The following is a 26,173-nucleotide window of genomic DNA, read 5'->3' on the forward strand; positions in this document are numbered from 1 at the left end:
TTGCCGCGTGTCGATGGCTGCCGCTGGGTGCCGCTGGGTCAAGCCAAACATCCGCGGCGCGCGCGTGCTGGCGCGAGAAGGTATTGACTAGTTCTATTCATGAAGTCAGGATATGAATATCCACTGCAATTGTCCGCTGTCAGTCCGCTGGGAGGCAGACCATGTCAGGACCCCGCCCCGTACGAGCCCCGCGCGGTACGGAACTGAGTGCCCTGGGATGGCAGCAGGAGGCCGCCCTGCGGATGCTGCAGAACAACCTGGACCCCGAGGTCGCCGAACACCCCGACAAGCTCGTCGTCTACGGCGGCACCGGCAAGGCCGCCCGTGACTGGCGCTCCTTCGACGCCATGGTCCGCACCCTGCGGACCCTGAAGCAGGACGAGACGATGCTCGTCCAGTCGGGCCGCCCGGTCGGTGTCATGCAGACCCACGAGTGGGCCCCGCGTGTCCTGATCGCCAACTCCAACCTCGTCGGCGACTGGGCCAACTGGGAGGAGTTCCGCCGCCTGGAGGCCCTCGGCCTGACCATGTACGGGCAGATGACGGCCGGCTCGTGGATCTACATCGGCACCCAGGGCATCCTCCAGGGCACCTACGAGACCTTCGCCGCCGTCGCCGCCAAGAAGTTCGATGGCACCCTCGCCGGGACGATCACCCTCACCGCCGGCCTCGGCGGGATGGGCGGCGCCCAGCCGCTCGCCGTGACGATGAACGACGGCGTCGCGATCTGTATCGACGTCGACCCGCGCGCCATCGAGCGCCGCATCGAGCACCGGTACCTCGACGTGAAGGCGGACTCCCTGGAGCAGGCCCTCCAGCTCGCGGTGGAGGCGCGTGACGCCCGCCGCCCGCTCTCCATCGGCCTGCTGGGCAACGCGGCCGAGCTGCTCCCGCGCATGCTCGCCGAGAGCGCCCCCATCGACATCGTCACCGACCAGACCTCGGCCCACGACCCGCTCTCCTACCTGCCGGTCGGCGTCGACTTCGACGACCTGGCGTCCTACGCGGCGAAGGACCCGGCCGGTTTCACGACCCGGGCGCGCGAGTCCATGGCCCGGCACGTGGAGGCGATGGTCGGCTTCATGGACGCCGGTGCCGAGGTCTTCGACTACGGCAACTCGATCCGCGGCGAAGCCCAACTGGCCGGATACGAGCGGGCGTTCGCCTTCCCCGGCTTCGTGCCCGCGTACATCCGCCCGCTCTTCTGCGAGGGCAAGGGCCCCTTCCGCTGGGCGGCGCTGTCGGGCGAGGCGTCCGACATCGCGAAGACCGACAAGGCGATGCTGGAGCTGTTCCCGGAGAACGAATCCCTGCACCGCTGGATCAAGATGGCGGGGGAGCGGGTCCACTTCCAGGGTCTGCCGGCCCGCATCTGCTGGCTCGGCTACGGCGAGCGGGACAAGGCCGGCGAGCGCTTCAACGACATGGTGGCGAGCGGTGAGCTGGCCGCGCCGCTGGTGATCGGGCGCGACCACCTGGACAGCGGGTCCGTCGCGTCTCCCTACCGGGAGACGGAGGCCATGCTCGACGGCTCCGACGCGATCGCCGACTGGCCGTTGCTGAACGCGATGGTGAACGTCGCCTCGGGCGCGTCCTGGGTGTCCATCCACCACGGGGGCGGGGTCGGGATGGGGCGGTCGATCCACGCGGGGCAGGTGTCGGTGGCCGACGGCACGAAGCTGGCGGGGGAGAAGATCCGGCGGGTGCTGACCAATGACCCCGGGATGGGTGTGATCCGGCATGTGGATGCCGGGTACGACATCGCGGAGTCCGTTGCCGACGAGCGGGGTGTGCGGGTGCCGATGCGCGAGGGGGACGAGGCGTGAGCCAGGTGGAGGGCGGGCGCGGCGACTCTTCGGTGGGGGCTGGGGATTCGTCACCGCCTGCCGGTTCGGCTGTGCCCACCCTCCCCCACTCTCAACTTCGTTCGAGCGGGGGGACCCCCATCGCCCCGCGAAACGACTGCCCACAGTCTGTCGGCGCCTCCTTCCAGGAGATGTGGCGTGACCTCACCCCCATCGGGCGTCACCCCGACTCACGCGGCTATCGCCGTTACGCCTGGACGGGCGTCGATCTCGAATGCCGGGCCTGGTTCAAGGAGCAGGCCGAGAGCCGCGGGCTGGCGTACGAGATCGATCGGAACGGGAACCAGTGGGCCTGGCTCGGGGATCCCGGCGCCGGGGATGCAGTTGTCACCGGGTCGCATCTTGACTCCGTGCCCGACGGCGGGGCTTTCGACGGGCCCCTCGGTGTCGTCTCCTCCTTCGCCGCACTCGATGAACTCCGGTGCAGGGGTGCGCAGTTCGGCAAGCCTGTGGCCATCGTCAACTTCGGGGACGAAGAAGGTGCCCGGTTCGGGCTCGCCTGTGTCGGGTCGCGGCTCACCGCCGGGGCCGTCGGTGTCGAGCAGGCCCGGCTGCTGACCGACGGGGACGGCATCACCCTGCCGCGCGCCATGGAGGCCGCCGGGTACGACCCGGACACCATCGGGCCGGACCCCGAACGGCTCGCCCGTATCGGCGCGTTCGTCGAACTGCACGTCGAGCAGGGCCGGGCGCTCGACCTGAGCGGCGACCGCGTCGGCATCGCCAGTGCCATCTGGCCGCACGGACGGTGGCGGTTCGACTTCCGCGGCGAGGCCAACCACGCCGGTACGACCAGGCTCGTGGACCGGCGTGACCCCATGCTGTCGTACGCCGAGACGGTCCTCGCCGCCCGGCGCGAGGCGCAGCTCGCCGGTGCCGTCGCCACCTTCGGGAAGATCAGCGTCGAGCCCAACGGGGTCAACGCCATCCCCTCTCTCGTACGCGGCTGGCTCGACTCCCGCGCCGCCGACCAGCACGCCCTCGACACCGTCGTCTCCGGCGTCGAGAAGGCGGCCCGCGAGTACGCCGAGGCCCACGGCGTCGATCTCGACGTCGTCCGGGAGTCGTTCACCCCCGTCGTCGAGTTCGACCACGCCCTGCGCGACGAACTCGCCCGACTGCTGGGCCAGGACGGAAAGGGCACCGGACTCACCGTCCCCGTCCTCGGTACCGGTGCCGGACACGACGCCGGGATTCTGTCCGGGAGCATCCCGACCGCCATGCTGTTCGTGCGCAACCCCACGGGCGTCTCGCACTCCCCGGCGGAGTACGCCGCCGAGGACGACTGCGTGGCCGGGGTGACCGCACTCGCCGACGTACTGGAAGGGCTGGCCTGCACGTGACGCACCCCCCATCACGGACGTACTGGCTGGAGCACGCCTGGCTCGACACCAACGTCGAGCCGGGTGTCGCCCTGGATGTGCGGGACGGTCGGATCGCCGCCGTCCGGACGGGGATCGACGCCCCGCCGCCCGGCGCCGAGATCCTGCGCGGGCTCACCCTTCCCGGGCTCGCCAACGCCCACAGCCACGCCTTTCACCGCGCCCTGCGCGGCACCGTCCAGGTCGGCTCCGGCACCTTCTGGACCTGGCGCGAGATCATGTACTCCTTCGCCGACAAGCTCACCCCCGACAGCTACCACGCCCTCGCCCGTGCCGTGTACGCCGAGATGGCCCTCGCCGGCATCACCGCCGTGGGCGAGTTCCACTACGTCCACCACGCCCCGGGCGGCACCCCGTACGCCGACCCGAACGCGATGGGCGAGGCCCTCGTCGAGGCCGCCGCCGACGCCGGTATCCGCATCACCCTCCTCGACACCGCCTACCTCGCCGCAGGCATCCTGAACAAGCACAGCGGCCAGGCCCCGAACCGCCACCAGCTCCGCTTCTCCGACGGCACGGCCGACGCCTGGGCGGAACGCTGTTCAGTTCTCAAGGAACGGGATCACGCGCGGATCGGTGCCGCCATCCACTCCGTAAGGGCCGTGCCCGCCGGCCAGTTGGCGACCGTGGCACGCTGGGCGGAGGAACGGCGTGCCCCGCTCCACGTCCATCTGTCCGAGCAGACGGCGGAGAACGACGCCTGCCAGGCCGCACACGGCTGCACCCCCGCTCAACTCCTCGCCGACCACGGCGTCCTCGGCCCCCGCACCACCGGCGTCCACAACACCCACCTCACCGACGACGACATCGCGCTCCTCGGCGGCAGCGGCACCGGCACCTGTATGTGCCCCACCACCGAACGCGACCTCGCCGACGGCATCGGCCCCGCCGTCGCCCTCCAGCGCGCGGGCTCACCCCTCTGTCTCGGCTCCGACAGCCACGCCGTCATCGACCTGCTCGAAGAGGCGCGAGCCATGGAGCTGAACGAGCGCCTGCGCACCCGCACCCGGGGTCACTGGACAGCGGCGGCACTGCTCCGGGCAGCCTCCGCCGACGGGCACGCGGCCCTCGGCTGGGCCGACGCGGGCACTCTTGAGGCGGGTGCGCTCGCCGACTTCACGACGATCGCCCTCGACTCGGTCAGAACTGCGGGGCCGGTGCCTCGCCTGGGAGCGGAGACCGCGGTATTCGCAGCGTCGGCAGCGGATGTGCGCCATACGGTCGTGGCTGGCCGGCACGTCGTTCGCGACGGGGCGCACACCCTCGTACCAGAGGTGCCGCAGGCGCTGGCGGTCGCTGTCGAAGCCCTGCGCGGCTGACCCCGGTACGCGCCCCCGTACGTCCCCCCGCCCGCAGGCCCGCCATCCACGAGGACGCGATGAACAGCACCAGCACGCCGAGCAGTCCGGGCAGCCCGAACCGGACGAACAGTGCCACCGGCAGCACGACCGACACCACCACCGGCACGACGACTGTCATCACGAACATCGGCAGCCTGGTCACCAACGACCCCTCTCTCGGCGACGGTTCTCCCCTTGGACTGATCCTGGACGCGGCCGTCGTCATAGAGGGCGACCGCGTCGTCTGGACCGGTGAATCCAGCAAAGCACCAGCCACTGACAATCGGGTCGACGCAGGTGGCAGGGCCGTCCTCCCGGGCTTCGTGGACTCCCACTCCCACCTCGTCTTCGCGGGCGACCGGACCCAGGAGTTCAACGCCCGTATGTCGGGGCGCGGCTATACGGCAGGGGGTATCCGTACGACCGTCGCCGCCACCCGCGCCGCCACGGACGCGGAACTGGAGGCCAACCTCACCCGCTACCTCCGCGAGGCCCTCCACCAGGGCACGACGACCTTCGAGACCAAGTCGGGGTACGGCCTGACCGTCGAGGACGAGGCCCGCGCCCTGCGCATCGCCGCCGCCCACACCGACGAGGTCACCTACCTCGGCGCCCACATCGTGTCCCCGGACTACGCCGACGACCCGGCCGCCTATGTCGCCCTGGTCACCGGCGAGATGCTCGACGCCTGTGCCCCGTACGCCCGTTGGGTCGACGTCTTCTGCGAGAAGGGCGCCTTCGACGGCGACCAGGCGCGCGCGATCCTCACGGCGGGCAAGGCGAAGGGACTGCACCCGCGCGTCCACGCCAACCAGCTCTCGTACGGCCCCGGCGTGCAGCTGGCCGTCGAGCTCGACGCCGCCAGCGCCGACCACTGCACCCACCTCACCGACGCCGACGTGGACGCCCTGGCGAACGGCGACACGGTCGCGACCCTGCTGCCGGGCGCCGAGTTCTCCACTCGCGCCCAGTGGCCGGACGCCCGCCGTCTCCTCGACGCGGGCGTCACGGTCGCGCTCTCCACGGACTGCAACCCGGGCTCGTCCTTCACCTCCTCCGTGCCCTTCTGTGTCGCGCTGGCCGTACGGGACATGGGCATGACCCCGGACGAGGCGGTCTGGTCGGCCACGGCGGGGGGCGCGCGGGCCCTCCGCCGCACCGACGTCGGCCGCCTCACGCCCGGGGCGTACGCCGATCTGGTGCTCCTGGACGCCCCGAGCCACGTACACCTGGCCTACCGGCCGGGGGTTCCGCTGGTCGGCGGGGTGTGGCGGCGGGGCGTCCAGGTGGTGGGAACCGCTGGTCAGAGGCCGTAGCGGTTCTTCAGGTGGCGCCAGAAGTCACGGAACATCCACTTGTCGAACTCCGTGATCTGTGTGGCGCTGCCCGCGTTCATGATGAAGCAGCACTGGCCGGTCGGGGTCCAGTCGTAGAAGTCGTCGAGCCCGAAGGTGTGGCCGACCTCGTGCAGGTAGATGTGGATGTTCTCCTGGTCCAGCGTGTTGGTGAAGTACTCCTGGCCGACCCGCTGGCCCCAGTCGCCGCCGAAGCCGCCCGACAAGCCCTTCGTCAGCCACAGCGACTGGTCGTAGTGGCGGGACGCACCGCCCGGGCACCTGGAGTAGTTGCCGTCCTGGTGGAAGAAGCGCCCGCAGTCCGGAGCGCACTGCGGGGCACCGCCGCCGTCGAGGTTCCCGGCGTAGATGTCGACGGAGTTGTCGGTCCACTGGAGCGTCGAGCGGTTCTTCACCGCCCAGCCGACGATGTTGACGGGCACGCTGGTGTACGGCCAGGCGTTGTGCCCCTTGCCGTTGTCCACCATGGCCGCCATCCACTTGCCGAACTGCTTCTTCAGCGCGGTGTGGATCCGGTCGCGCAGGGCGGTGCTGACAGGTGCGTCCGACTCCCAGCGGACGCAGTAGTTGATGCTTCCCCGGTTGGCCATGACCTGGTCCCAGCCGTAGTTGCGGAAGCCGTAGAGGTTCGGATAGGTCGACGAGACGTGGTTCCAGACCTCGTTCAGCGGCTGTACGAGGTTCGCGGGCGGGTTCCAGTCCTCGGCGGCCTCGGCCCGCGCCGCCGTCACGGCGGGAGCGGCGAACGCCGCCGGCAGACCGGGGGCGGCGATCAGCGCGGCCAGTGCCGCGAGGATCGCCAAGAGACGTGCGACGTGCTTGCGCATCGGTGAACTCCCTTTGTGGGGAACGGGATTCACCCTCGGGTCGCCACCGGCCGCACACCGGGTTGCCGACGCCGCCCCGGCGGCATTTCACTCCCTCCCCGTCCGGCCCCGGCCGGCGGAGTGAAACGCGCACCCGTCGGGGGAGGTTGGCGGATACGGACTTTTCAGCTAACGCCCGCGCGCCACCGCTGCCCCGACCCGCCCGTCAGCGGTGCGAGGGTCAGGCCGCCGTCGACGTCCGGAGTGAGCCCCGTCGCGATGGCGATCGCCGGGCGGATCACACCGTCGTCGTCCACGGTGAAGCGCAGGTTGTCGCCGTTCTCGCTGTCGCCCACCGACGCGCACTCCCAGATGCCCACGCCCTTGTCCACATCACCCCGGCTGTCCAGACAGAAGTCGGTGTCGGCGGACGAGCGCAGCAGCCCCGAGCCGGCGTCCACCGACCAGCGTTGGGTCGCGGACGACGCGGAGCAGGGCGCCGTGAGAACGTCGGTGCCCTTCTCCAGCACACCGCCCCGGATGTCCAGACAGCGTCCGGAGGCGACGTTCACCACCTGGGCGTACGTGGCACCCGGGGCCCGGAAGACGGGCTTCGGCGTGGGTGTGGGCGTAGGGGTCGGAGTCGGGGACGGGGTCGGAGTGGTCGGCGGTCGTGAAGTCGGCGCCGGGGAAGGGGAGCCGGTGGCAGCCGGCGAGGAGGGGAACGTCGCCCCGGGGACGCTCGGTACCGCGGTCACCGGGAGCGTCCCCGCCGCGCTCTGCGGATCCGGCGAGCCGCCGCCCCGCGAGAGCAGCACGATCAGCAGCGGGACCAGCGTCACGCCCAGCACCGCCGAGGCCAGCACGAACCGCCGACGGGACGGCCGGGCCGGAGTCCAGGGCCAACTGCCTTCCGGCTGAAGGGCGTTGGCGCGCGTGACCGTCGGTGCGTCTCGCGCGTACGCCGGGCCGCTCCACGGCAGCAGGCCCTCCCCCAGTGCGGAGCGCGGGTTGTCGCGCAGGGCGGAGAGTTCCTCGTAGGCCACCGAGCAGTGCGGGCAGATGACCATGTGGGAGTTCAGGTCCGTGCTGTGGCGGGGGTTGACCGGGCGGACCGACTCCTCGATCAGCCGGCGGAAGTCCTGGCAGCGCGGATCGTCGGAGACGGCCAGCCGGAACCGCAGACAGGCCTGTGCCAGGGCCTGGAGGGCCGAATCCGTCTCGTGCGTCACGTCCTCGCGCGTCAGGCCGAGGAGCGCGGCGGTCCGCTCCTCGGGTTCGCGCTCCACGATGCCGTACCAGATGAGGCCCTGGGTGCGGGACGGCAGCGACTGGAACGGGCCCAGCATGGGCGGGGGCGGGATCAGCCCCGCTCCGCCCGCCGCGCTCTGCGTGCTCTGTGCGTTCTGCGTGTTCGACGGGCTGAGTGTGTTCAGGACGAGGAGCAGGCTCGGGTCGAGTCCCGCCGCGCGTTCGTCCGTCGCCCAGGTGGCCGCCAGATCGGCGGTCAGCAAGAGGAGTTGGTGGCGCCAGGGGACGCTCGGCTCGGTACCGCGTGCCGTGTCCCGGGCCGCCGCCGTGAACGCCTGGGCCGCCAACTGCCCTGCCGTGGAGTCGCTCGTCGTGCACAGGCGGGCGTAGGCGAGGACCGATGCGCGGTGGCGGGCGCGGAGCTCCTGCAACGCCGGGTACGCGGTGGGGGAGTTGGTGCGCAGCAACTCGGTGAGGTGTGCGTCGGACGCGCCGACGTACACCCCGTCCACCCCGCCGTGGTCGGTGTCCTGGGACATCCGTCCGCCTCCTCGCACCCCCGACTCAGCCCCCGTCCTGACGTACCGGCCAGTCTGAGGGTGGTCCGGGTGACGCAGGGGGTCTTTGGGAAAAGAGGGGAGGGGTTTCCGTAGGTAACCGGAGAACCCCTCCCGAGCGGCCGGGCCACGATGTCCGACGGCGGATCCCTGACCGTTGTCCCTCGACGGTCAGTCCTCGACGGTCAGGCCCTTTCGCAGGCGCTGCAACGTTCGTGACAGCAGCCGCGACACATGCATCTGGGAGATGCCCAGCTCTTCACCGATCTCCGACTGGGTCATGTTGGCGACGAACCGCAGCGAGAGGATCTGCCGGTCCCGGGGCGGGAGCCCGGCGATCAGCGGCTTCAGGGACTCGACGTACTCGATGCCCTCGATGCCGTGGTCCTCGTAGCCGATGCGGTCCGAGAGCGCGCCCTCGGAGTCGTCCTCGTCGGCCTGTGCGTCGAGTGAGCTGGCGGTGTAGGCGTTCGAGGCCGCCATGCCCTCCACGACCTCGTCCTTCGAGAGGTCGAGGCGTTCGGCGAGCTCGGCCACGGTGGGGGCGCGGTCGAGCTGCTGGGCCAGTTCGTCGCCGGCCCGTGCCAGGTCCAGCCGGAGCTCCTGGAGCCGGCGCGGTACGCGGACGGACCACGACGTGTCACGGAAGAAGCGCTTGATCTCGCCGACGATGGTCGGCATGGCGAACGTCGGGAACTCGACGCCGCGGCTCAGCTCGAACCGGTCGATCGCCTTGATCAGGCCGATCGTGCCGACCTGGATGATGTCCTCCATGGGTTCGCTGCGCGAACGGAAGCGGGAGGCGGCGAACTTCACCAGTGCGAGGTTGAGCTCGACGAGGGTGTTGCGGACGTACGAGTAGTCGTGGGTTCCTTCTTCGAGGGACTCCAGCCGCGCGAAGAGGGTTTTGGACAGGGCTCGGGCGTCGACCGCCCCCACCTCGTCGAACGGCGGGATCTCGGGGAGCCCGTCCAGGGCGTCGGGAACTCGCGGGCCCGGGAGGTGCTGGGCCGGCTGGTGGGAGTCCGTGTGTTCCGGAGGGGGTGTCGACGTCGCCCTCTGGGTATGGGATGCGTCGAGCCGGGGTGACATGGTGTCCTCCATGGTTCTCGGCACAAGGCTGCCGAAGCCGGTGCGTGCGGTGCGGTGTGCGGCGCCTCCAATGCCGGCCGTGTCGGGTATGTGTCCAGGGCCGGCTCGCTACAGGAACCGGCCCTGTACTAGCCCTACCCGCTTTCCGGAGCCCGCCGCAAGTGCGGTCTCTTCCTGTATGTCCGTATATGGGCGTTAGTTCGGGTGTCGAAGAGTGTGAGGAAGGCGTAGTGTTCGTGGACGTCAGTCGGGGGCGCGAGCGTGCGCCGGTAAGCAGACACGAGCTCGGGAGAGAGACGGCATGGACCGCGAGACGGTCGGCAGCGCACAGTCTGGCCGGCTTCTGGTGGAGGTGCGCCACGAGGGCTCCAGTGCCGTCGTGACGCCGACGGGTGAGCTGGATCACCACACCGCCGACCTGTTGCGTGAACCGCTTGAGGACTGCCTCGCGAAGGGCATCGTGAGGCTGGTCGTCGACTGTGCGCGGCTGGAGTTCTGTGACTCCACGGGCCTCAACGTGCTGCTCGGCGCCCGCCTCAAGGCGGAGGAAGCCGGTGGCGGGGTGCATCTCGCCGCGATGCAGCCGGTGGTCGCGCGGGTGTTCGAGATCACGGGCGCGGACGCCGTATTCACCGTCCACGAGTCGCTCGCCGACGCCCTGGCCGACGAGCCTCCAGGGGCCCCTGGGGCCCGTGAATCCTCCTGACCTTTCCGGCCGAGTCTCCTTGGCCGGCCGGGCGGGTTCGTGAGCGCGCTCTTTTTGGGGGGTGTTCTGTCGGTTCCGCCGGGCAGGAGACATCCTGAATACGCACACAATGACGTGCGTAAGGAACTGTGGTGAACGAAGACCGTGTACGTGAACTGGTGAATCGGTGAGGTGAAGCGCTGATGAGCACCACCCGGCCCGACTCGCCGGGCTCCCCGGAGTCCTCGGCGGGCTCCCCGGAGTCCTCCGAGTCCGGCGGCGCTTCCGGGGGGCGTCAGACCCGCAGACTGAGTCTCGTGGGCGAGAGCGGTGTCGTTCCGCTCGCCCGTGACTTCGCCCGGCAGGCGCTCTACGCGTGGGGCTGGCTGCCCGCCCCGACCGCCGACCGGCGGGCCGCCGCCGAGGACGTGCTGCTCGTCGTCTCCGAACTCGTCACCAACGCCTGTCTGCACGCCGAGGGCCCGGACGAGATGTCGCTCACCTGCGACAACAAGGTGATCCGCGTCGAGGTCTCGGACAGGGGCGCGGGCCAGCCCGCCCCACGCACCCCGCACCGCGCCGGGCGCCCCGGCGGCCACGGGATGTTCATCGTGCAACGGCTGTGCCTGGACTGGGGAGTCGTACGGACCCCCGGCGTCGCGGGCAAGAAGGTCTGGGCGGAACTCGGCGCTCCGGCCTAGTTCCCGCCGTTCCGGCGCTGGAGCACCGCTCGGATCAGGCCGAAATACCGGCGATCCGGTGTGTGCTGTGTCTTCCAACTGTTGGTCCCCCGGCGTACCTTGACGGCCGATCCGCGATCTGATGTGCCGTCAGAAACGCAGCCAGGGCCGCCAGGAACGACCGCCAGGAATGGGGGACGACGATGTCGTACCACCGGACATGCCGCCGAACGCACCCGAAACGAAGCGCCGCGCTCGCGTCCGTCGCTGCCCTGGCCGGATCCGCGGTGCTGCTGGCCGCCCCCGCCGCCCGGGCCGAGGTCGTGGACGTCAACTACCGGTGCGACACGCCGATCGGCATCAAGAGCGCCCTCTCGTCCATCGACATCAAGGCGGTCGGGAGCGGCGGCTCCTACACGGTCACGATGTCCTGGCAGAAGGGCGTCTCGTCCAGCCCGGTGGAGCTGGGCAAGGGCGCGATGAGCCCGAGCGCCACGATCAAGCTGGGCGGCGCGGACAGCGGCACCCTGAGCGTCAGCGGGCCCGCGAACCAGGAAGCGCTCCCCGCCAACACCCCCATAAAGATCAATGACCTGAGCGGTACGTACAAGCCGTCGAAGAACGGCAAGGTCACCTTCACGGCGGGCGTCCTGACGATCAAGGCCGCCGGTACGACGACCACGTGCACGCCCACCAACAACCCCGAGCCGTCCCTGACGCTCGACGTCACGGGGGCCTCGGGCGGCGGTACCACCGGCGGCACGAGCAGCAGCGGGGGCACCGGTGCCGATCTCCCGCAGACCGGCCCCGAGGACTCCTTCGTCGCGCTGGGCACGCTCGGCGGCACCGTGCTGCTCGTGGGCGCGGCGGGCACGCTGTGGCTGACGCGCAGGAACCAGCCGGGGACGGTACGACGGCAGCCGACGGCACGCCGCTGAGGACCGTACGAGACCCGTACGACTTCCGGGAGCCGCCGATGCGTGTCCTCTGCCCCAGCCTCAGTCACCAGCGCCTCCTCGGGCTGCTCGGCCTCGTCGCGCTGCTGTCCGCGGGGACGCCGGCCGTGGCCGACGAGGGCTGGTCCGTCACGCCCCTGGGCACCGGACGGCCGTACTTCTACGCCGAGGGCGCCCCGGGGACGGTTCTCCAGGACACGCTCTCCGTCCGCAACCCGACGAAGCGGAACCTGAACGTGCGGCTGACCGGCGGCAGTTGGCTCACGCTGGCCGCCCCCGGGGTCGACATCCCCGCCCGCACCCGCGCCGACGTGCCCTTCACCGTGCGCATCCCCGAGGGCACGCCTCCCGGGGACCGCACCGCCACGATCACCGCCCGAGCGTCGGGCCGGAGCGCGACGGTGCGTGTCCAACTGCGGGTCAGGGGCCCCCGGTTGCCCGCGCTGACCGTGGAGAACGTGACGGTACGAGGCGACCGCATCGCCTACGAGCTGGTCAACCGCGGCACCACCGACCTGACCCCGACGCTTGCCGTCCACGCGGACGGTGTCCTCGGCCCCGTCCTCGACCGGGCCCCGCGCACCCTCCCGGTACGGCTGCCTCCTGGCAGGCGCCTGGCCCTCACCGAATCCTGGTCCGGGCGACCCGGGTTCGACGCGGTCGACGTACGTCTGACGGTCACGGCGGCGGGCGGGACGGTGCGTGACGAGGCGGGCGCGTCGGTGCGGTTCGTGCCGTGGGGCGGGGTGGCGGGGGTCGCGGGGGTGCTGTCGGCGGGCGGGGCCCTCGTGGCCGTACGACGGATCGGGCGCCGTCGGCGCGATGAACGGACGCACAGGCGCCCCGAGTTGGCGGCGAAGTCGGATGAGCTGACGGGGGCGATGACGTGATGCGGCGGATTCCTGCACTGATCGCGGTGCTGGCGATCGCTCTCCTGATGGTGCCCACGGTCACCGCGGCAGCGGCGGACGGGCCGACCGTCAAGGTCTCCACGTCCCAGGCGGGGACCGGTGGCTCGATCGTGGTCACCGGGGCCGGCTGGCAGCCGAAGACACTGCTGATGATGCTGATCTGCGGCCGGTCCACGCCGGCCCGCGGAGTGATCGGCGGTACCAACTCCTGTGCCAACGCGGACGCGAGAGCCGTCACCACGGACACCCTGGGCGGCTTCAGCAAGAGCCTGCCGGTGGTCGAACCGCCGGTGCCGTGCCCGTGCGTGGTGCATGTGGCGACGGTGACCGGAGGGTCGCAGGCGGCGGCCGACGCGGTGTTCCAGGTGGCGGGCCACCCCGTGGAACCGTTGCCCGAACAGGTCGGTACGGGCCGCCTCTCGGTCCTCACCGACCCCCGGCTCGACGGTTCGAGCGGGCTGCTGACCTGGTTCGGGGCGCCGCCCACCCGGACCCTGGCGGTCACCGTCGGCAACCTCGGCACGGCGGCGGTCAAGGACCCGGTCTTCCGGATCGGCACCTCCCACGGGGTGTTCGCCCCGCAGTGGGAGGAGCAGCAGTGGCGCGGCACGATCCAGCCGGGCGGCAAGGCCCGCGTAGAGGTGCCGGTCAGCCTGGTGAGCGGGGCGCACGGTGACTACAGGGTCTCGCTGAAGTACGGCGACAAGGTGCTCGCGGAGCAGCCGTGGGGCGTGGGCCGGCCGTGGGGCGTGACCCTCTTCTGGGTCCTGGCCGGTGTCGTCGTACCGGCGGCGCTGTTCCGCGTCGGGATGGCTGTGGTGGACCGGGTACGGCCCCGCGGACCGGGCGGCGCCGGCGGGCCGGTGTCGGCGCGCCGTGGCAGGGCACTGCGGATGCCCGAACTGACGCTGCGCATGCCGAGGGTGGGCGCGCGGGAGGACCGCGAACAACCCGCGCCGGCGACCGCTTCCACCGCCCTGCCGTGGTTCACCCCCGAGGCCACCCCGGGAGCGGGAGCGGGAACAGGGGCGGTCGTGGACACGGGCATCGACACCGGCGCGGGCACTGCGACGACCAACACGACGAAGACGAAGGGGAACACGTGAGAACCCAACGGAGACGGAGCGTGGGCGCGGCAGGGGCCCTGTTGCTGCTCGGTGGAGCGGGCGGTGTGCTGCTGGGCATGGCCGCGGCGGGGCCCGCCCAGGCCGCCGAGGTGTCGTACGCGACCAAGTGCATACCGCCGGCGGCCTCCGGCCTCGACCCGGTCAACGGCACGACCAAGGTGGAGATCACCGCGCCCGCGACGGCGAAGGTCGGCGACGAGGTCGACGTGGTCTGGAAGTTCACGCAGGCCGCTTCCAAGAACCCGGATCTCATCCCCCTGCCGGCCGACTCGGTCCAGCCGAGCGGGGTGTTGAAGGTGGCCGGGGCGCAGACCGCCGGCATCGCGATGGTCGGCCCGCGCGAGAACCCGGCGATCCCCAAGGGCGGGGCGATGGTCCTGTCCGACATGAAGGGCAAGGTGAAACTGACGGCGGCGGGGGACGTGACGCTGACGCCGGACGCGTACACGATCAACGTGTACGAGACGGACACGAAGTGTGCGCCGACCGGGACGGTGCCGTCGGCGGCGACGATCAAGGTGACGCCGGGGGACAGCAGTTCACCGTCGACGTCGTCATCACCGTCCACGTCGACCTCACCCACGCCCACCCCGACGGATTCCGAGTCCGAGTCCGCGACCCCCACCCCGACGGAGTCGGACGACGAGAGCGAGTCGCCGAGCAGCACACCGAGCGCGACTCCGACAGACGACGGCCAGACGGACTTCACCGGGAAACTCGTGCAGGTCCCGTACAGGTGCGTGACGCCCATCGGCGACAAGGACGTGACCTCCCCCATCCAGATCAACGCCAAGAAGAACGGCGGGAGTTACGACATCACGGTCCAGTTCAAGGGCTCGGTGATGAACAGTCCGGCAGACCTCCCGGCGGACTCGGTGAAGCCGTCCATGGAGGTCGTCCTGGGCGGGTCCGACACGGGCACGGTCCACGTCGAGGGCCCGGCCAACACGGACCCGATCAAGACGGGCGACGCCATGACGATCTCCGACATGACCGGCACGTACAAGCCGGGTGCGACCGGTGAATCGACGCTGTCACCAGGCGTGTTGACGGTCAGCGCCCTCGGCACGACGACCACCTGCACCCCGACCACGTCGATGGTCTCCCTGACCCTGGACACGGAGGAACAGGCGAGCGGAGCGTCGGGCGGTACGTCGACCACCGGCGGTCTCGCCAACACGGGCGCCGAGAACGACGGCGCCCTGAAGGCGCTGGGGCTGGTGTCCGGCACGGTGATCCTGGCGGGCGTGGCGGTGTTCACGTTCATGCCGGGACGGCGGCGCCTGCGCTGAACGGTGAACGGTGACGTCAGGACCCCGCCCCGGAGCGTGTTGCCGTGGGCGGGGTCCGGCGTTCTCCGCCGCCTCCGATGTGCTGCTCACGTGCTGCTGTGGGTGTCCAGCAGATGGGCCCGGAGCCGTACGTTCGCGTCGCTGACCGCGCTGTAGTCGAACGCGGCCTGCGCGGCGCTCCGGCGTGCGGCGAGCTCCTGACAGGTCTCGCAGCCGTCCGTCGGTGAGGGCGGGCGGTACTCCTCGTAGGAGGGGTAGAGCGGCGGGCGCGGTGGGCGCGGTGTCATGGCGCACACCCTCGTCCGTGTCTGCCGTGCTCCCTCAACTCCCGCTCACAGTCGATGACTTCGCCCGTACGACCGGCTTCGCGGGCCGCGTCCCGCTGCGCGGCCAGCGCCTCGCACACGTCGCAGGGCGGCGCCGGAGCCGTCGCAGGGGGCGTGGCGGCCGTGTTCACACCGACCACCGTGCGAGAGCCGCCTCCAGGGACCGCAGGACCTCGGGCGTCGGCGCCGCCCAGGCGCCCGACGGGGTCCAGGAGGGGGCGGGGACGGCGCGGTGGGCGGTGGTGCGGGGGCGGCGGGGGAGACGGGGGAGGGAGGTCGTCGTCATCGGGTCACTCCTCGGGTGGAGGTTCCGGCGTAAGCCTGTGCTGTGTGCGGTCGCCGGATTACGGTGCGTGTTCAGGTATGACGAGCATGCCGTCTCAAAGGGGCGGAAACGTCGTGGACAGGGCCGGATTTCCACGTTCGGCGGGACGGATTTCCACGGCTCCGTACAGCTACCCACATCACCCACAGTCGCCGTAGGGGAGTCGAGATGTCGCAACGACGGACCGTGACGAGTCGCAGCCAGGAGCCGCGTGCGCGCTTCGCCGAGGAACTGAAGGCGTTGCGGGAGAAGAGCGGGGACAGTCTGCGCCAGCTGAGCGAAAAGGTGGGCTGGGACTTCTCGCTGTTCGGAAAGATGGAGAACGGCCACACGCTGGGCAGCGCCGACGTGGTGCAGGCACTTGATCAGTACTTCGGCGCGGACGGGTTCCTGGTGACCTTGTGGGAACTGGCACTGGGAGATCAGGCTCAGTACAAGGATCAGTACCGGACGTACTTTCAGTTGGAGTCCGAGGCGCTCAGCCTGTGGCACTTCGGGTTGAGCAGTGTCCCTGGGGTCTTGCAGACACAGGAGTACGCGGCCGAGGTGCTCGCGGCAGGCGGCATTGAGGGTGAAGAACTGATCCTTCATGTCGAGGCGCGCCTCAACCGCGGCGCGAGGCTCGTGGCGGAGGGCGCGCCACGTTTCCGCACGATTCTGTACGAGTCGGTGCTGCGACTGATGTTGCGGGACGAGAAGGCATGGCGCCAGCAACTGGAACATCTGTTGGCGATGTCCGTGCGCCCGAACGTGACGGTGCAGGTACTGCCATTCAGTGCCGGGCCGTTCGCTCTGATGAACAACTACGTGATGTTCCTGGGCCTCGCGGATGGCCGTGCCGTGGCTTACACCGAGAACGACCTCCATGGTGAACTCATCGAAGAGGGAAGCCAGATCGAGCGTCTGCAGTCTGCATACGATGCAACGCGCGATCTGGCGTTGTCCCCCGCCGAGTCGCGGAAGTTCATCGGGGAGATGCTGGAGGAAGCACGATGCGATCCATCGACATGAGCGCCGTCGCGTGGCGGAAGAGCAGCTACAGCAACACTGACGCCGGCGAGTGCCTCGAAGTCGCCGACAACCTCCCCGTCGTCCCCGTCCGGGACTCCAAGACCCCCGACGCCCCCGCCCTCATACTCCGGGCCGCCGCCTGGACCTCCTTCGTCACCGCCGTACGCCACGGCCAACTCCCCACCGGCTGACGGACGTACGCCCGTCAGCCGGTCACGGCGGCCGGAACGGCCGAGCGCGGCTCGATCAGTTCACTTTCCCCATCAGCGCCTTCACCCTGCCCCGGTACGTCCACACCGCGGCGCCCGCCACCACCGCGAGCACCGCCTCCAGGGCCACCACGCCCATCCGGTCGAGGTTGACGCCCGCGACGGAGAGCAGGCCCGTCGTCGCGTCGCCCGCCGTGACCGCCAGGAACCAGACGCCCATCATCTGGGAGGCGTACTTCGCCGGCGCCATCTTGGTCGTGACCGACAGGCCGACCGGCGAGAGGGTCAGTTCACCGACCGTCTGGACGAAGTAGATCGCCACGATCCACATCGCCGCCGCCTTGTGTCCGTCCCCGGCGATCGACAGCGGGGCCAGGAAGAGGAAGAACGAGGCGCCGACGAGCACCAGGCCCGACGAGAACTTCACGATCGTGCTCGGCTCCTTGCCGCGCCGGTTCAGCGCCAGCCAGAACCAGGCGAAGACCGGGGCCAGCGCCATGATCAGCACCGGGTTCACCGACTGGTACCAGGAGACCGGGAACTCCCAGCCGAGGACGGTGTTCTCGGCGTTCCGGTCGGCGAAGATCGACAGGGTCGTGGCGCCCTGGTCGTAGATCATCCAGAAGACGGCGGCGGCCACGAAGAACCAGATGTATGCCGACATCGACGACTGCTCGGACTCGTCGAGGTCCTTGTCGCGCTTGATCCGGGCGAGCACGACCACCGGGACGACCAGGCCGAGCAGGATCAGCGGAACCATGACCCAGTTCAGCGTGTAGTGGCCCGAGAAGCCGACGAACGCGTAGAAGACGGCCGCGACGCCCGCCCAGATCGCCGCCCTGCGCAGCGTCGTGGACTTCTCCGCGGCGGACAGCGGCGTCGGGACGACGTTCGAACGCGCGTCCAGATGGCGGCTGCCCAGCAGGAACTGGGCGAGACCGAGCGCCATGCCGAGCGCGGCCAGGGCGAAGCCGAGGTGCCAGTTGACCTTCTCGCCGATCGTGCCGATCACGAGCGGTGCGGCGAACGCGCCGGCGTTGATGCCCATGTAGAAGACGGTGAAGCCGCCGTCGCGGCGCGGATCGTCCGGGCCGTCGTACAGGTGGCCGACCATGGTGGAGATGTTGGCCTTCAGCAGACCCGAGCCGATCGCCACGAGGCCGAGTCCCGCGTAGAAGGTGCCCGCCGTCGGCAGGGCCAGCGTCAGATGGCCGAGCATGATGACGCCACCGGCCACGGCGACGGTCCTGCGGGGTCCCCAGACGCGGTCGCCGAACCAGCCGCCCGGCAGGGCGAGCAGGTACACGAGGGAGACGTAGACGGAGCCGATCGCGGTAGCGGCCGGCACGCTCAGGTGCAGACCGCTCGGCGCTATCAGGTACAGCGGGAGCAGGGCCCGCATGCCGTAGTACGAGAACCTCTCCCACATCTCGGTCATGAAGAGGGTGGCCAGTCCGCGGGGGTGGCCGAAGAAGGATCGTGGGGAACCGGGGGTGTCCGGTGTCAGGGATTCCTTCGTCAGGCTGGACGCCATGGGTCGTTCCTTGCTGGTCGGGACGCGCAAAAAAGACCTTCAGCGGAAAACTCGCCAAAGGTCCACAGGTGCCACTAAGAGCTTCCTTTCACCATACGACAGTTCACAGTCGTAAATGGAAGGACTTGAGACGTGAATCACAGGTGATGGGCACGCATCAGTCACTCATTCCAAGGTAAGAGACAGAAATTCACCGCAGAGGCACAGGTTCAGGCGCTGACGTGGGGCGGGCAGCGGCTGTGTCGTCCCGGGTGCTCTCGTCCTAGCGTCCGAAGGTAAGAATCAAGAACGCCTGGTCACACCCCAGACGGCGTCCAGGGCGGTCTACCATCAGGTCATGACCCGTGTACTGCTCGCTGAGGACGACGCGTCCATCTCGGAGCCACTGGCCCGCGCACTGCGCCGGGAAGGTTACGAGGTCGAGGTGCGCGAGGACGGACCGACCGCGCTCGACGCAGGCATCCAGGGCGGTATCGACCTGGTCGTCCTGGACCTGGGGCTGCCCGGCATGGACGGCCTCGAAGTGGCCCGTCGGCTGCGTGCCGAGGGACTCACCGTCCCGATCCTCATCCTGACCGCGCGCGCCGACGAGGTGGACACGGTCGTCGGCCTCGACGCGGGCGCCGACGACTACGTCACCAAGCCCTTCCGGCTCGCCGAACTTCTCGCCCGCGTCCGGGCCCTGCTGCGGCGCGGCGCGTCCGAGCCGCAGCAGCCGCCCGCCACGCACGGGGTGCGCATCGACGTCGAGTCGCACCGCGCGTGGATGGGTGAGGAGGAACTCCAGCTCACCGCCAAGGAGTTCGACCTGCTGCGGGTGCTCGTGCGCGACGCGGGGCGGGTCGTCACCCGCGACCAGCTGATGCGCGAGGTGTGGGACACGACGTGGTGGTCGTCGACCAAGACGCTCGACATGCACATCTCGTGGCTGCGGAAGAAACTGGGCGACGACGCGGCCAACCCTCGGTACATCGCGACTGTTCGGGGCGTCGGTTTCCGGTTCGAGAAGAGCTAGGCGACTACGCGCGTAACGTTCCGGGGCTTGTGTGTCGTGCGTGGCTGTCGGCCTGCGGGGACTTCTCGCGCGGTTCCCCGCGCCCCTGGAGTGCCCCTGCGGGGCGCCCGGGGCGTGCCCCCGGGCGTGCTCGTCGTTCATCTGCCATCGCCCGGAGGGGCCGTGCGTCGTCGTCTTATCCAGTCCACCCTTGCCGTCGTGCTCGTGGTGATCGCCGTGTTCGGTGTGTCTCTCGTCATCGTCGAGACCCGGACGATCAGCGCGAGTGCCCAGGAGCGGGTGGACTCCGAGGCCGTGCGGCTGGCCAGCATCGTGGACAGCCGCATCCTCGGGGACGAGCAGATCAACTCCAAGGTCCTCCGCGGCCTTGTCACCGGCGACCGGTACGCCGTCGTGCGCATCCCCGGCCGCGCGCCGATCGAGGTCGGCGACCAGCCCGTCGGTGACGTCATCTCCGCCGAGGAGGACGGCGAGGAGGGCGAGACCGTCCGGGTCGAGGAACCCCGTTCCTCCGTGACCCGCGAGGTCGGCCGCACCCTGCTGATCATCGGCGCCGTCGCGCTGCTCGCCGTCATCGCCGCGGTCCTGCTCGCCGTACGGCAGGCGAACCGGCTCGCCTCGCCGCTCACCGACCTCGCGGAGACCGCCGAACGCCTCGGCTCGGGCGACCCGCGCCCCCGGCACAAGCGGTACGGCGTCCCGGAGCTCGACCGGGTCGCGGATGTGCTGGACAGCTCGGCGGAACGTATCGCCCGGATGCTCACCGCCGAACGCCGGCTGGCGGCGGACGCCTCGCACCAGCTGCGTACGCCCCTCACCGCTCTCTCCATGCGCCTTGAGGAGATCACCCTCACCGACGACCCGGACACGGTGAAGGAGGAGGCCACGATCGCGCTCACGCAGGTCGAACGCCTCACCGACGTCGTCGAACGGCTCCTGACCAACGCCCGCGATCCGCGCACCGGCTCCGCGGTCTCCTTCGACCTCGACGAGGTCATCCAGCAGCAGCTGGCCGAGTGGCGCCCCGCCTACCGCAGCGCGGGCCGGGCCATAGTCAGCTCCGGCAAGCAGCATCTGCAGGCCGTCGGCACGCCGGGGGCGGTCGCCCAGGTGCTGGCCGCCCTGATCGAGAACTCCCTCATGCACGGCGGCGGCACGGTCGCCCTGCGCACCCGCGTCATCGGCAACCAGGCGGTGATCGAGGTCACGGACGAGGGACCCGGCGTCCCGGCCGACCTCGGCGCCCGGATCTTCGAGCGCGCGATCAGCGGCCGCAACTCCACGGGCATCGGCCTCGCGGTCGCCCGCGACCTCGCGGAGGCCGACGCGGGCCGCCTGGAGCTGCTCCAGGCCCAGCCGCCGGTCTTCGGCCTCTTCCTGTCCCGTACCCCGCTGAAGAAGCCGCTGGGGGACGAGGGGGAGCGGACGGTCCGGTAGACGGTGTCGTGGGCTGTCAGCCGACGTGCTGGCGGTGCGTCCGGCGCTCGGGAATCGTGCGTCCCTCCGGAAGGGACACCGGGTCCGCCTCTTCGAGGAACGACTCGGCGCTGGCCACAGCCTCCCGCGCCGGAAGCGTACGGAACACCCACGTGCGGTACGACCAGAAGCGGAACAGGGTCGCGACGCCGATCCCGACGAACTTGAAGACGTTGCTCTGCAGCGGGCTGTCCAGGCCGAAGCCGTACGTCGCCGCGTAGAGCACGCCGTTCTCGATGACCAGTCCGACCGCGCTGAACAGCAGGAACAGCGTCAGTTCCTTCGTGCGGCCGCTCTTGTCGCGGTCCCGGTACGTGAAGTAGCGGAAGCCGATGTAGTTCGTGCAGATCGCGACGACCGTCGCGGTCACACTGGCGCGGACCACCGGGAGGTCGGTCGCGGTGCGCACCAGGTTGAACACGAGCAGGTTGACGAGAAGCCCCGCCGTGCCCACCGCCCCGAACTTCGCCACCTCGGCCGCGAACTGGTCGAATCGTCGGCGTACGGCGCTCCGGGGCGTCGTATGAAGCCCGTCGGAACCACTCTTGGAACCACGTTCCATGGTCTGTCGGCCCCCGTCTGTGGGATCGCAGTGTGGGATTTCGTCAACCCAGCCATGCTAACCACCCCCTCTGGGGGTTGCCTGTGCGCATCGAGTCACAGGCGTGTAATGCGTGCCATTCAGGCCGGGATGGCCGGGCCGATACTCTTGGCGGGTGACGTTCCCGGTAGTCGGCATGGTCGGCGGGGGGCAGCTCGCTCGTATGACACACGAGGCGGGCATCCCGCTCGGCATCAGATTCAAGCTCCTCAGTGACACCCCGCAGGAATCCGCGGCGCAGGTCGTCGGTGATGTCGTCATCGGCGACTACCGCGACCTGGAGACGCTGCGCGCGTTCGCGCAGGGGTGCGATGTGATCACCTTCGATCACGAGCACGTCCCGACCGAGCATCTTCGGGCCCTGGAGGCGGACGGCATCCCCGTCCGCCCCGGCCCCGACGCGCTCGTGCACGCCCAGGACAAGGGCGTGATGCGAGCGAAGCTCGACGAGATCGGGGTGCCGTGCCCGCGCCATCGCATCGTGCGCGACGTCGAGGACGTGGTGGCCTTCGCGGCCGAGGGCCTCCCCGAAGGCGCTCGGGGCGACGGCTTCCCGGTCGTCCTCAAGACGGTCCGCGGCGGCTACGACGGCAAGGGCGTGTGGGTCGTCCGGTCCGCGGCGGACGCCGCCGACCCCTTCCGGGCCGGCGTGCCGGTCCTGGCCGAGGAGAAGGTCGACTTCGTACGGGAACTGGCGGCGAACGTCGTCCGCTCCCCGCACGGCCAGGCCGTCGCGTACCCGGTCGTCGAATCCCAGCAGGTCGACGGCGTGTGCGACACGGTCATCGCCCCGGCGCCCGGCATCGCGGAGGAGCTGACCCTCCAGGCCACCGAACTGGCCCTGCGCATCGCCAAGGAACTCGACGTGGTCGGCCACCTGGCCGTCGAGCTGTTCGAGACCCGGGACGGCCGCATCCTCGTCAACGAACTGGCGATGCGCCCGCACAACTCGGGCCACTGGACCCAGGACGGCGCGATCACCAGCCAGTTCGCCAACCATGTCCGCGCGGTCCTCGACCTCCCGCTCGGCGACCCGCGCCCGCGCGCGAAGTGGACGGTCATGGCGAACGTCCTCGGCGGCGACTTCCCCGACATGTACTCCGCGTACCTGCACTGCATGGCCCGCGACCCCCAGCTCAAGATCCACATGTACGGCAAGGACGTGAAGCCCGGCCGCAAGGTCGGCCACGTCAACACCTACGGCGACGACCTGGACGACGTGCTGGAGCGCGCTCGTCACGCAGCCGGCTATCTGAGAGGCACGATCACCGAATGAGCCCCGTTGCAGAACCCGGTGCGGGCCCCCTCGTGGGCATCGTCATGGGTTCCGACTCCGACTGGCCCGTCATGGAGGCCGCCGCCCAGGCCCTGGACGAGTTCGAGATCGCGTACGAGGTCGACGTCGTCTCCGCGCACCGCATGCCGCACGAGATGATCGCGTACGGCGAGCACGCCGCCGAGCGCGGTCTGAAGGCGATCATCGCGGGCGCGGGCGGGGCGGCCCACCTGCCCGGCATGCTGGCGTCGGTGACCCCGCTCCCGGTGATCGGCGTCCCGGTCCCCCTCAAGTACCTCGACGGCATGGACTCGCTGCTGTCGATCGTGCAGATGCCGGCCGGTGTGCCGGTCGCCACGGTCTCGGTCGGCGGCGCGCGCAACGCGGGCCTGCTGGCGGCGCGCATCCTCGCCTCGCACGACGAGGAACTCCTCGGCCGGATGCGGGAGTTCCAGCAGGATCTGAACGACCAGGCCACCGAGAAGGGCAAGCGGCTGCGCGCCAAGGTCGAGAGCGGCGCGGGCGGCGGCAGCGGCTTCGGTTTCGGGAAGTGACGTCGGTGAGCTCCCTGGAGCAGGCCCGGGAACTCCTGCGCGAGTTCCCGGTCGTCGACGGCCACAACGACCTCCCGTGGGCGCTGCGCGAACAGGTCCGCTACGACCTCGACGCCCGCGACATCGCCACCGCCCAGAACGCCCACCTGCACACCGACATCCCGCGGCTGCGCGAGGGCGGGGTCGGTGCGCAGTACTGGTCGGTGTACGTCCGCTCGGACCTGCCCGACGCGGTGCCCGCGACCCTCGAACAGATCGACTGCGTACGTCAGTTGATCGCGCGCTACGGAGCCGAGCTGCGGCCCGCCCTGACGGCCGCCGACATGGAGGCGGGCCGGCGTGAAGGCCGTATCGCCTCCCTCATGGGCGCCGAGGGCGGTCACTCGATCGCCAACTCCCTCGGCACCCTGCGGGGGTTGTACGAGCTGGGCGTGCGCTATCTGACCCTCACCCACAACGACAACGTGGCGTGGGCGGACTCGGCGACCGACGAACCGGGCGTCGGCGGGCTGTCGGAGTTCGGCCGCGAGGTGGTCCGGGAGATGAACCGCCTCGGCATGCTGGTCGACCTCTCGCATGTCGCCGCGACGACGATGCGGCACGCGCTGGACACCTCCGTCGCGCCGGTGATCTTCTCCCACTCCTCCTCGCGCGCGGTGTGCGACCACCCGCGCAACATCCCCGACGACGTGCTGGAACGCCTGCCCGGCAACGGCGGCATGGCCATGGTGACCTTCGTGCCGAAGTTCGTCCTCCAGGCCGCTGTCGACTGGACGGCCGCCGCGGACGACAACATGCGCGCCCACGGCTTCCACCACCTGGCCACGACCCCCGAGGCGATGAAGGTCCACCGGGCCTTCGAGGAGTCGAACCCGCGCCCGGTCGCCACGGTCTCGACGGTCGCCGACCATCTGGACCACATGCGCGAGGTGGCCGGCATCGACCACCTGGGCATCGGCGGCGACTACGACGGCACGGCGTTCACCCCGGACGGCCTGAACGACGTCTCCGGCTATCCGAATCTCATCGCCGAGCTGCTCGACCGGGGCTGGTCGAAGGCCGACCTCGCCAAGCTGACCTGGGGCAACGCGGTACGGGTGCTGGGCGCAGCGGAGGACGTGGCACGCGAGGAGCGGGGGAGGAGAGGGCCTTCCAACGCCACGTTGGAGGAACTGGACGGGTGACGCGCCGACGCTGAACGTCCCGGGGCCGGCGTGTACTCCGCCCCGGGGGCGCCGAGCGCACGCGCGCCCCCGGGGCGGCATACCCCCGAACGCCCCACCCACCAGGAAGCCCCCTCGGCTCCGTGCGACGGTGACCGTATTGCGATCACCAGGTAGATCACGACGTGGATCACGACGTACGGAGCCCGCCATGGCCGACCTGCAGGACGAACTGCACACCACAGCCGAGGTCGGGGAACTCGACCAGCCGGCCCCGCCGCCCGTTGCCCTGCCGGAGCTCGACGAGTACCCCGGCGACATCGGGGCGGCACTCGACCTGTCACTCCTGTCCGATCCGGACGCCGCCCGTCTCGACCGCGCGCACGCCATCCTCGCCGCACACCCCGTCGCCGACGGCTACAGCGGGCTGCCCTGGGCGCTGCGGCATCTCTCCTGGTACGACCTGGAGCTCGGCGAGGGCACCGTCGACACCGATGTGCCCCGGATGCGGCGCGGACACGTGGGCGCGCTGTTCTGGGCGCTGCACCTGCCGGAGGGACTCACCGGCGACCGGGCCGTCGGCGCCACCCTGGAGCAGCTCGACCTGGTCAAGACGGTGGCCCGGAGCCATCCCGAGGGGTTGCGGCTCGCGGGCACCGCCGGACAGGTCACCGACGCCCGCAACTGCGGACGGGTCGCCGTCGTCCTCGGGCCCGCCGCGGCAGCCGCCCTCGACGACTCGATCGGCATCCTGCGAGTGCTGCACTCCCTGGGCCTGCGCGTGCTCACCCTCGCCGGTACGTCCTGGGCGAGCGAGGCCGGGCTCACCCGGTTCGGCGAGGAGGTGGTCCGCGAGATGAACCGGCTCGGCGTGCTGGCCGACCTCTCGGGCGCGTCCCCGGCCACCATCGGCCGCGCCGTCACGATCTCCAGGGCGCCGGTCCTGTGCACCCGCTCCGCGGCCCGCGCCCTGCGCCCCCACCCCGCCAACCTGCCCGACGAGACGCTCGCCGAGCTGGGCGCGGCCGGCGGCCTGTGCCTGGTGCCGCTGACGGCCGAGCAGACCGGGCCGTCCGTCCGTGACGTCGCCGACCATCTCGACCATGTCCGTGCGGTCGCGGGCCCGGAGTGCGTCGGCCTGTCCGGCACCTACGACTCCGGCAGCGCCCACCCCCAGGAACTCGGCGACGCCTCCTGCTACCCGAACCTGATCGCCGAACTCCTGCGCCGCGGCTGGACGGAACCCGACATCGGACTCCTCACCTGGGGAAACGTCCAACGCGTCCTGCGCAGCGCCGACTTCACGGCCAAGGCGGCCCAGCAGCGCCGGGAGCCGTCCACGGCACGGATCGCGGAGCTGGACGGCTGACCTTCCTCTTCTTCA

General features: G+C 70.5%; 25 protein-coding genes. 18 read left to right on the forward strand and 7 right to left on the reverse strand.

Annotated elements, in window-relative coordinates; all coding sequences use genetic code 11:
* Positions 1-161 precede the first annotated feature (161 nt).
* The 4 genes from hutU (at position 162) to hutI (ending at position 5,903) form a co-directional block, all read left to right on the forward strand.
* Positions 162-1,826 carry a urocanate hydratase gene (gene hutU, locus OHN74_RS26210; protein WP_327697044.1) on the forward strand — a complete coding sequence of 555 codons (1,665 nt, stop codon included), beginning with the start codon at positions 162-164 and terminating at the stop codon, positions 1,824-1,826.
* A gap of 170 nt (positions 1,827-1,996) precedes the next feature.
* Complete coding sequence (locus OHN74_RS26215) at positions 1,997-3,208, forward strand: allantoate amidohydrolase (RefSeq protein WP_327697045.1); 1,212 nt, start codon at positions 1,997-1,999, stop codon at positions 3,206-3,208.
* A complete protein-coding gene (locus OHN74_RS26220; RefSeq protein ID WP_327697046.1) occupies positions 3,205-4,566 on the forward strand; it encodes a formimidoylglutamate deiminase in 1,362 nt (453 codons plus the stop codon). The genes OHN74_RS26215 and OHN74_RS26220 overlap by 4 nt, the downstream gene beginning before the upstream one ends.
* Positions 4,567-4,625: 59 nt before the next feature.
* Positions 4,626-5,903: an imidazolonepropionase gene (gene hutI, locus OHN74_RS26225; RefSeq protein ID WP_327697047.1), complete on the forward strand. Its 1,278-nt coding sequence runs from the start codon at positions 4,626-4,628 to the stop codon at positions 5,901-5,903.
* Here the strand turns inward: hutI and OHN74_RS26230 are convergent.
* From OHN74_RS26230 to OHN74_RS26240, 3 genes are all read right to left on the reverse strand, one after another.
* Positions 5,891-6,769 carry a hypothetical protein gene (locus tag OHN74_RS26230; protein ID WP_327697048.1) on the reverse strand — a complete coding sequence of 293 codons (879 nt, stop codon included), beginning with the start codon at positions 6,767-6,769 and terminating at the stop codon, positions 5,891-5,893. The genes hutI and OHN74_RS26230 overlap by 13 nt on opposite strands.
* 164 nt (positions 6,770-6,933) lie before the next feature.
* Positions 6,934-8,538 (reverse strand): RICIN domain-containing protein, encoded by a 1,605-nt coding sequence (locus OHN74_RS26235; protein WP_327697049.1) that lies wholly within the window; start codon positions 8,536-8,538, stop codon positions 6,934-6,936.
* A 189-nt stretch (positions 8,539-8,727) separates the two neighbouring features.
* Positions 8,728-9,648, reverse strand: a complete 921-nt coding sequence (locus tag OHN74_RS26240) for an RNA polymerase sigma factor SigF (RefSeq protein WP_327697050.1) — start codon at positions 9,646-9,648, stop codon at positions 8,728-8,730.
* 301 nt (positions 9,649-9,949) lie between these two features.
* Between OHN74_RS26240 and OHN74_RS26245 the strand changes: the two genes are divergently transcribed.
* The 6 genes from OHN74_RS26245 to OHN74_RS26270 all read left to right on the forward strand — a co-directional run bounded on the left by OHN74_RS26245 (position 9,950) and on the right by OHN74_RS26270 (position 15,299).
* Entirely contained in the window at positions 9,950-10,354 is a 405-nt protein-coding gene (locus OHN74_RS26245; RefSeq protein ID WP_327697051.1) for an STAS domain-containing protein, read from the forward strand.
* Between the two features lie 182 nt (positions 10,355-10,536).
* The gene (locus OHN74_RS26250; protein ID WP_327697052.1) at positions 10,537-11,034 is read left to right on the forward strand and encodes an ATP-binding protein; all 498 of its coding nucleotides are present in this window, start codon (positions 10,537-10,539) and stop codon (positions 11,032-11,034) included.
* Positions 11,035-11,216: 182 nt separating this feature from the next.
* The gene (locus OHN74_RS26255; RefSeq protein ID WP_327697053.1) at positions 11,217-11,951 is read left to right on the forward strand and encodes an LPXTG cell wall anchor domain-containing protein; all 735 of its coding nucleotides are present in this window, start codon (positions 11,217-11,219) and stop codon (positions 11,949-11,951) included.
* 38 nt (positions 11,952-11,989) lie between these two features.
* Positions 11,990-12,859, forward strand: a complete 870-nt coding sequence (locus tag OHN74_RS26260; protein WP_327700277.1) for a hypothetical protein — start codon at positions 11,990-11,992, stop codon at positions 12,857-12,859.
* Complete coding sequence (locus tag OHN74_RS26265) at positions 12,859-13,986, forward strand: hypothetical protein (RefSeq protein ID WP_327697054.1); 1,128 nt, start codon at positions 12,859-12,861, stop codon at positions 13,984-13,986. The genes OHN74_RS26260 and OHN74_RS26265 overlap by 1 nt, the downstream gene beginning before the upstream one ends.
* Before the next feature lie 20 nt (positions 13,987-14,006).
* Entirely contained in the window at positions 14,007-15,299 is a 1,293-nt protein-coding gene (locus tag OHN74_RS26270; protein WP_443060446.1) for a hypothetical protein, read from the forward strand.
* Between the two features lie 86 nt (positions 15,300-15,385).
* Here OHN74_RS26270 and OHN74_RS26275 read toward each other — a convergent pair whose 3' ends face one another.
* Both OHN74_RS26275 and OHN74_RS26280 read right to left on the reverse strand, forming a co-directional pair.
* On the reverse strand, positions 15,386-15,586 hold the full coding sequence (locus tag OHN74_RS26275) for a hypothetical protein (protein WP_327697055.1): 201 nt from the start codon (positions 15,584-15,586) through the stop codon (positions 15,386-15,388).
* Positions 15,587-15,752: 166 nt separating this feature from the next.
* Positions 15,753-15,911: a hypothetical protein gene (locus tag OHN74_RS26280; protein ID WP_327697056.1), complete on the reverse strand. Its 159-nt coding sequence runs from the start codon at positions 15,909-15,911 to the stop codon at positions 15,753-15,755.
* A gap of 207 nt (positions 15,912-16,118) precedes the next feature.
* Between OHN74_RS26280 and OHN74_RS26285 the strand changes: the two genes are divergently transcribed.
* Positions 16,119-16,961: a helix-turn-helix domain-containing protein gene (locus OHN74_RS26285; RefSeq protein WP_327697057.1), complete on the forward strand. Its 843-nt coding sequence runs from the start codon at positions 16,119-16,121 to the stop codon at positions 16,959-16,961.
* On the forward strand, positions 16,943-17,152 hold the full coding sequence (locus tag OHN74_RS26290; RefSeq protein ID WP_327697058.1) for a DUF397 domain-containing protein: 210 nt from the start codon (positions 16,943-16,945) through the stop codon (positions 17,150-17,152). The genes OHN74_RS26285 and OHN74_RS26290 overlap by 19 nt, the downstream gene beginning before the upstream one ends.
* Positions 17,153-17,207: 55 nt before the next feature.
* On the opposite strand, the gene OHN74_RS26295 is transcribed toward OHN74_RS26290, so the two are convergent.
* The gene (locus OHN74_RS26295; protein WP_327697059.1) at positions 17,208-18,704 is read right to left on the reverse strand and encodes an oligopeptide:H+ symporter; all 1,497 of its coding nucleotides are present in this window, start codon (positions 18,702-18,704) and stop codon (positions 17,208-17,210) included.
* A gap of 337 nt (positions 18,705-19,041) precedes the next feature.
* Between OHN74_RS26295 and OHN74_RS26300 the strand changes: the two genes are divergently transcribed.
* Positions 19,042-19,719, forward strand: a complete 678-nt coding sequence (locus OHN74_RS26300; RefSeq protein ID WP_164409730.1) for a response regulator transcription factor — start codon at positions 19,042-19,044, stop codon at positions 19,717-19,719.
* Positions 19,720-19,881: 162 nt separating this feature from the next.
* Entirely contained in the window at positions 19,882-21,156 is a 1,275-nt protein-coding gene (locus tag OHN74_RS26305) for an ATP-binding protein (protein ID WP_327697060.1), read from the forward strand.
* A 16-nt stretch (positions 21,157-21,172) separates the two neighbouring features.
* Here OHN74_RS26305 and OHN74_RS26310 read toward each other — a convergent pair whose 3' ends face one another.
* Positions 21,173-21,757 (reverse strand): GtrA family protein, encoded by a 585-nt coding sequence (locus tag OHN74_RS26310; protein ID WP_327697061.1) that lies wholly within the window; start codon positions 21,755-21,757, stop codon positions 21,173-21,175.
* A gap of 154 nt (positions 21,758-21,911) precedes the next feature.
* Here OHN74_RS26310 and OHN74_RS26315 point away from each other — a divergent pair, with 154 nt between their 5' ends.
* The 4 genes from OHN74_RS26315 to OHN74_RS26330 all read left to right on the forward strand — a co-directional run bounded on the left by OHN74_RS26315 (position 21,912) and on the right by OHN74_RS26330 (position 26,158).
* Entirely contained in the window at positions 21,912-23,072 is a 1,161-nt protein-coding gene (locus OHN74_RS26315; RefSeq protein WP_327697062.1) for a 5-(carboxyamino)imidazole ribonucleotide synthase, read from the forward strand.
* On the forward strand, positions 23,069-23,626 hold the full coding sequence (purE, locus tag OHN74_RS26320; RefSeq protein WP_327697063.1) for a 5-(carboxyamino)imidazole ribonucleotide mutase: 558 nt from the start codon (positions 23,069-23,071) through the stop codon (positions 23,624-23,626). The genes OHN74_RS26315 and purE overlap by 4 nt, the downstream gene beginning before the upstream one ends.
* A gap of 5 nt (positions 23,627-23,631) precedes the next feature.
* Positions 23,632-24,810, forward strand: a complete 1,179-nt coding sequence (locus OHN74_RS26325; RefSeq protein WP_443060447.1) for a dipeptidase — start codon at positions 23,632-23,634, stop codon at positions 24,808-24,810.
* A 190-nt stretch (positions 24,811-25,000) separates the two neighbouring features.
* Positions 25,001-26,158, forward strand: a complete 1,158-nt coding sequence (locus tag OHN74_RS26330; protein WP_327697065.1) for a dipeptidase — start codon at positions 25,001-25,003, stop codon at positions 26,156-26,158.
* Positions 26,159-26,173: the final 15 nt, after the last annotated feature.

The sequence above is a fragment of the Streptomyces sp. NBC_00459 genome (assembly GCF_036013955.1).
In the GTDB taxonomy this organism is placed as follows: Bacteria; Actinomycetota; Actinomycetes; order Streptomycetales; family Streptomycetaceae; genus Streptomyces.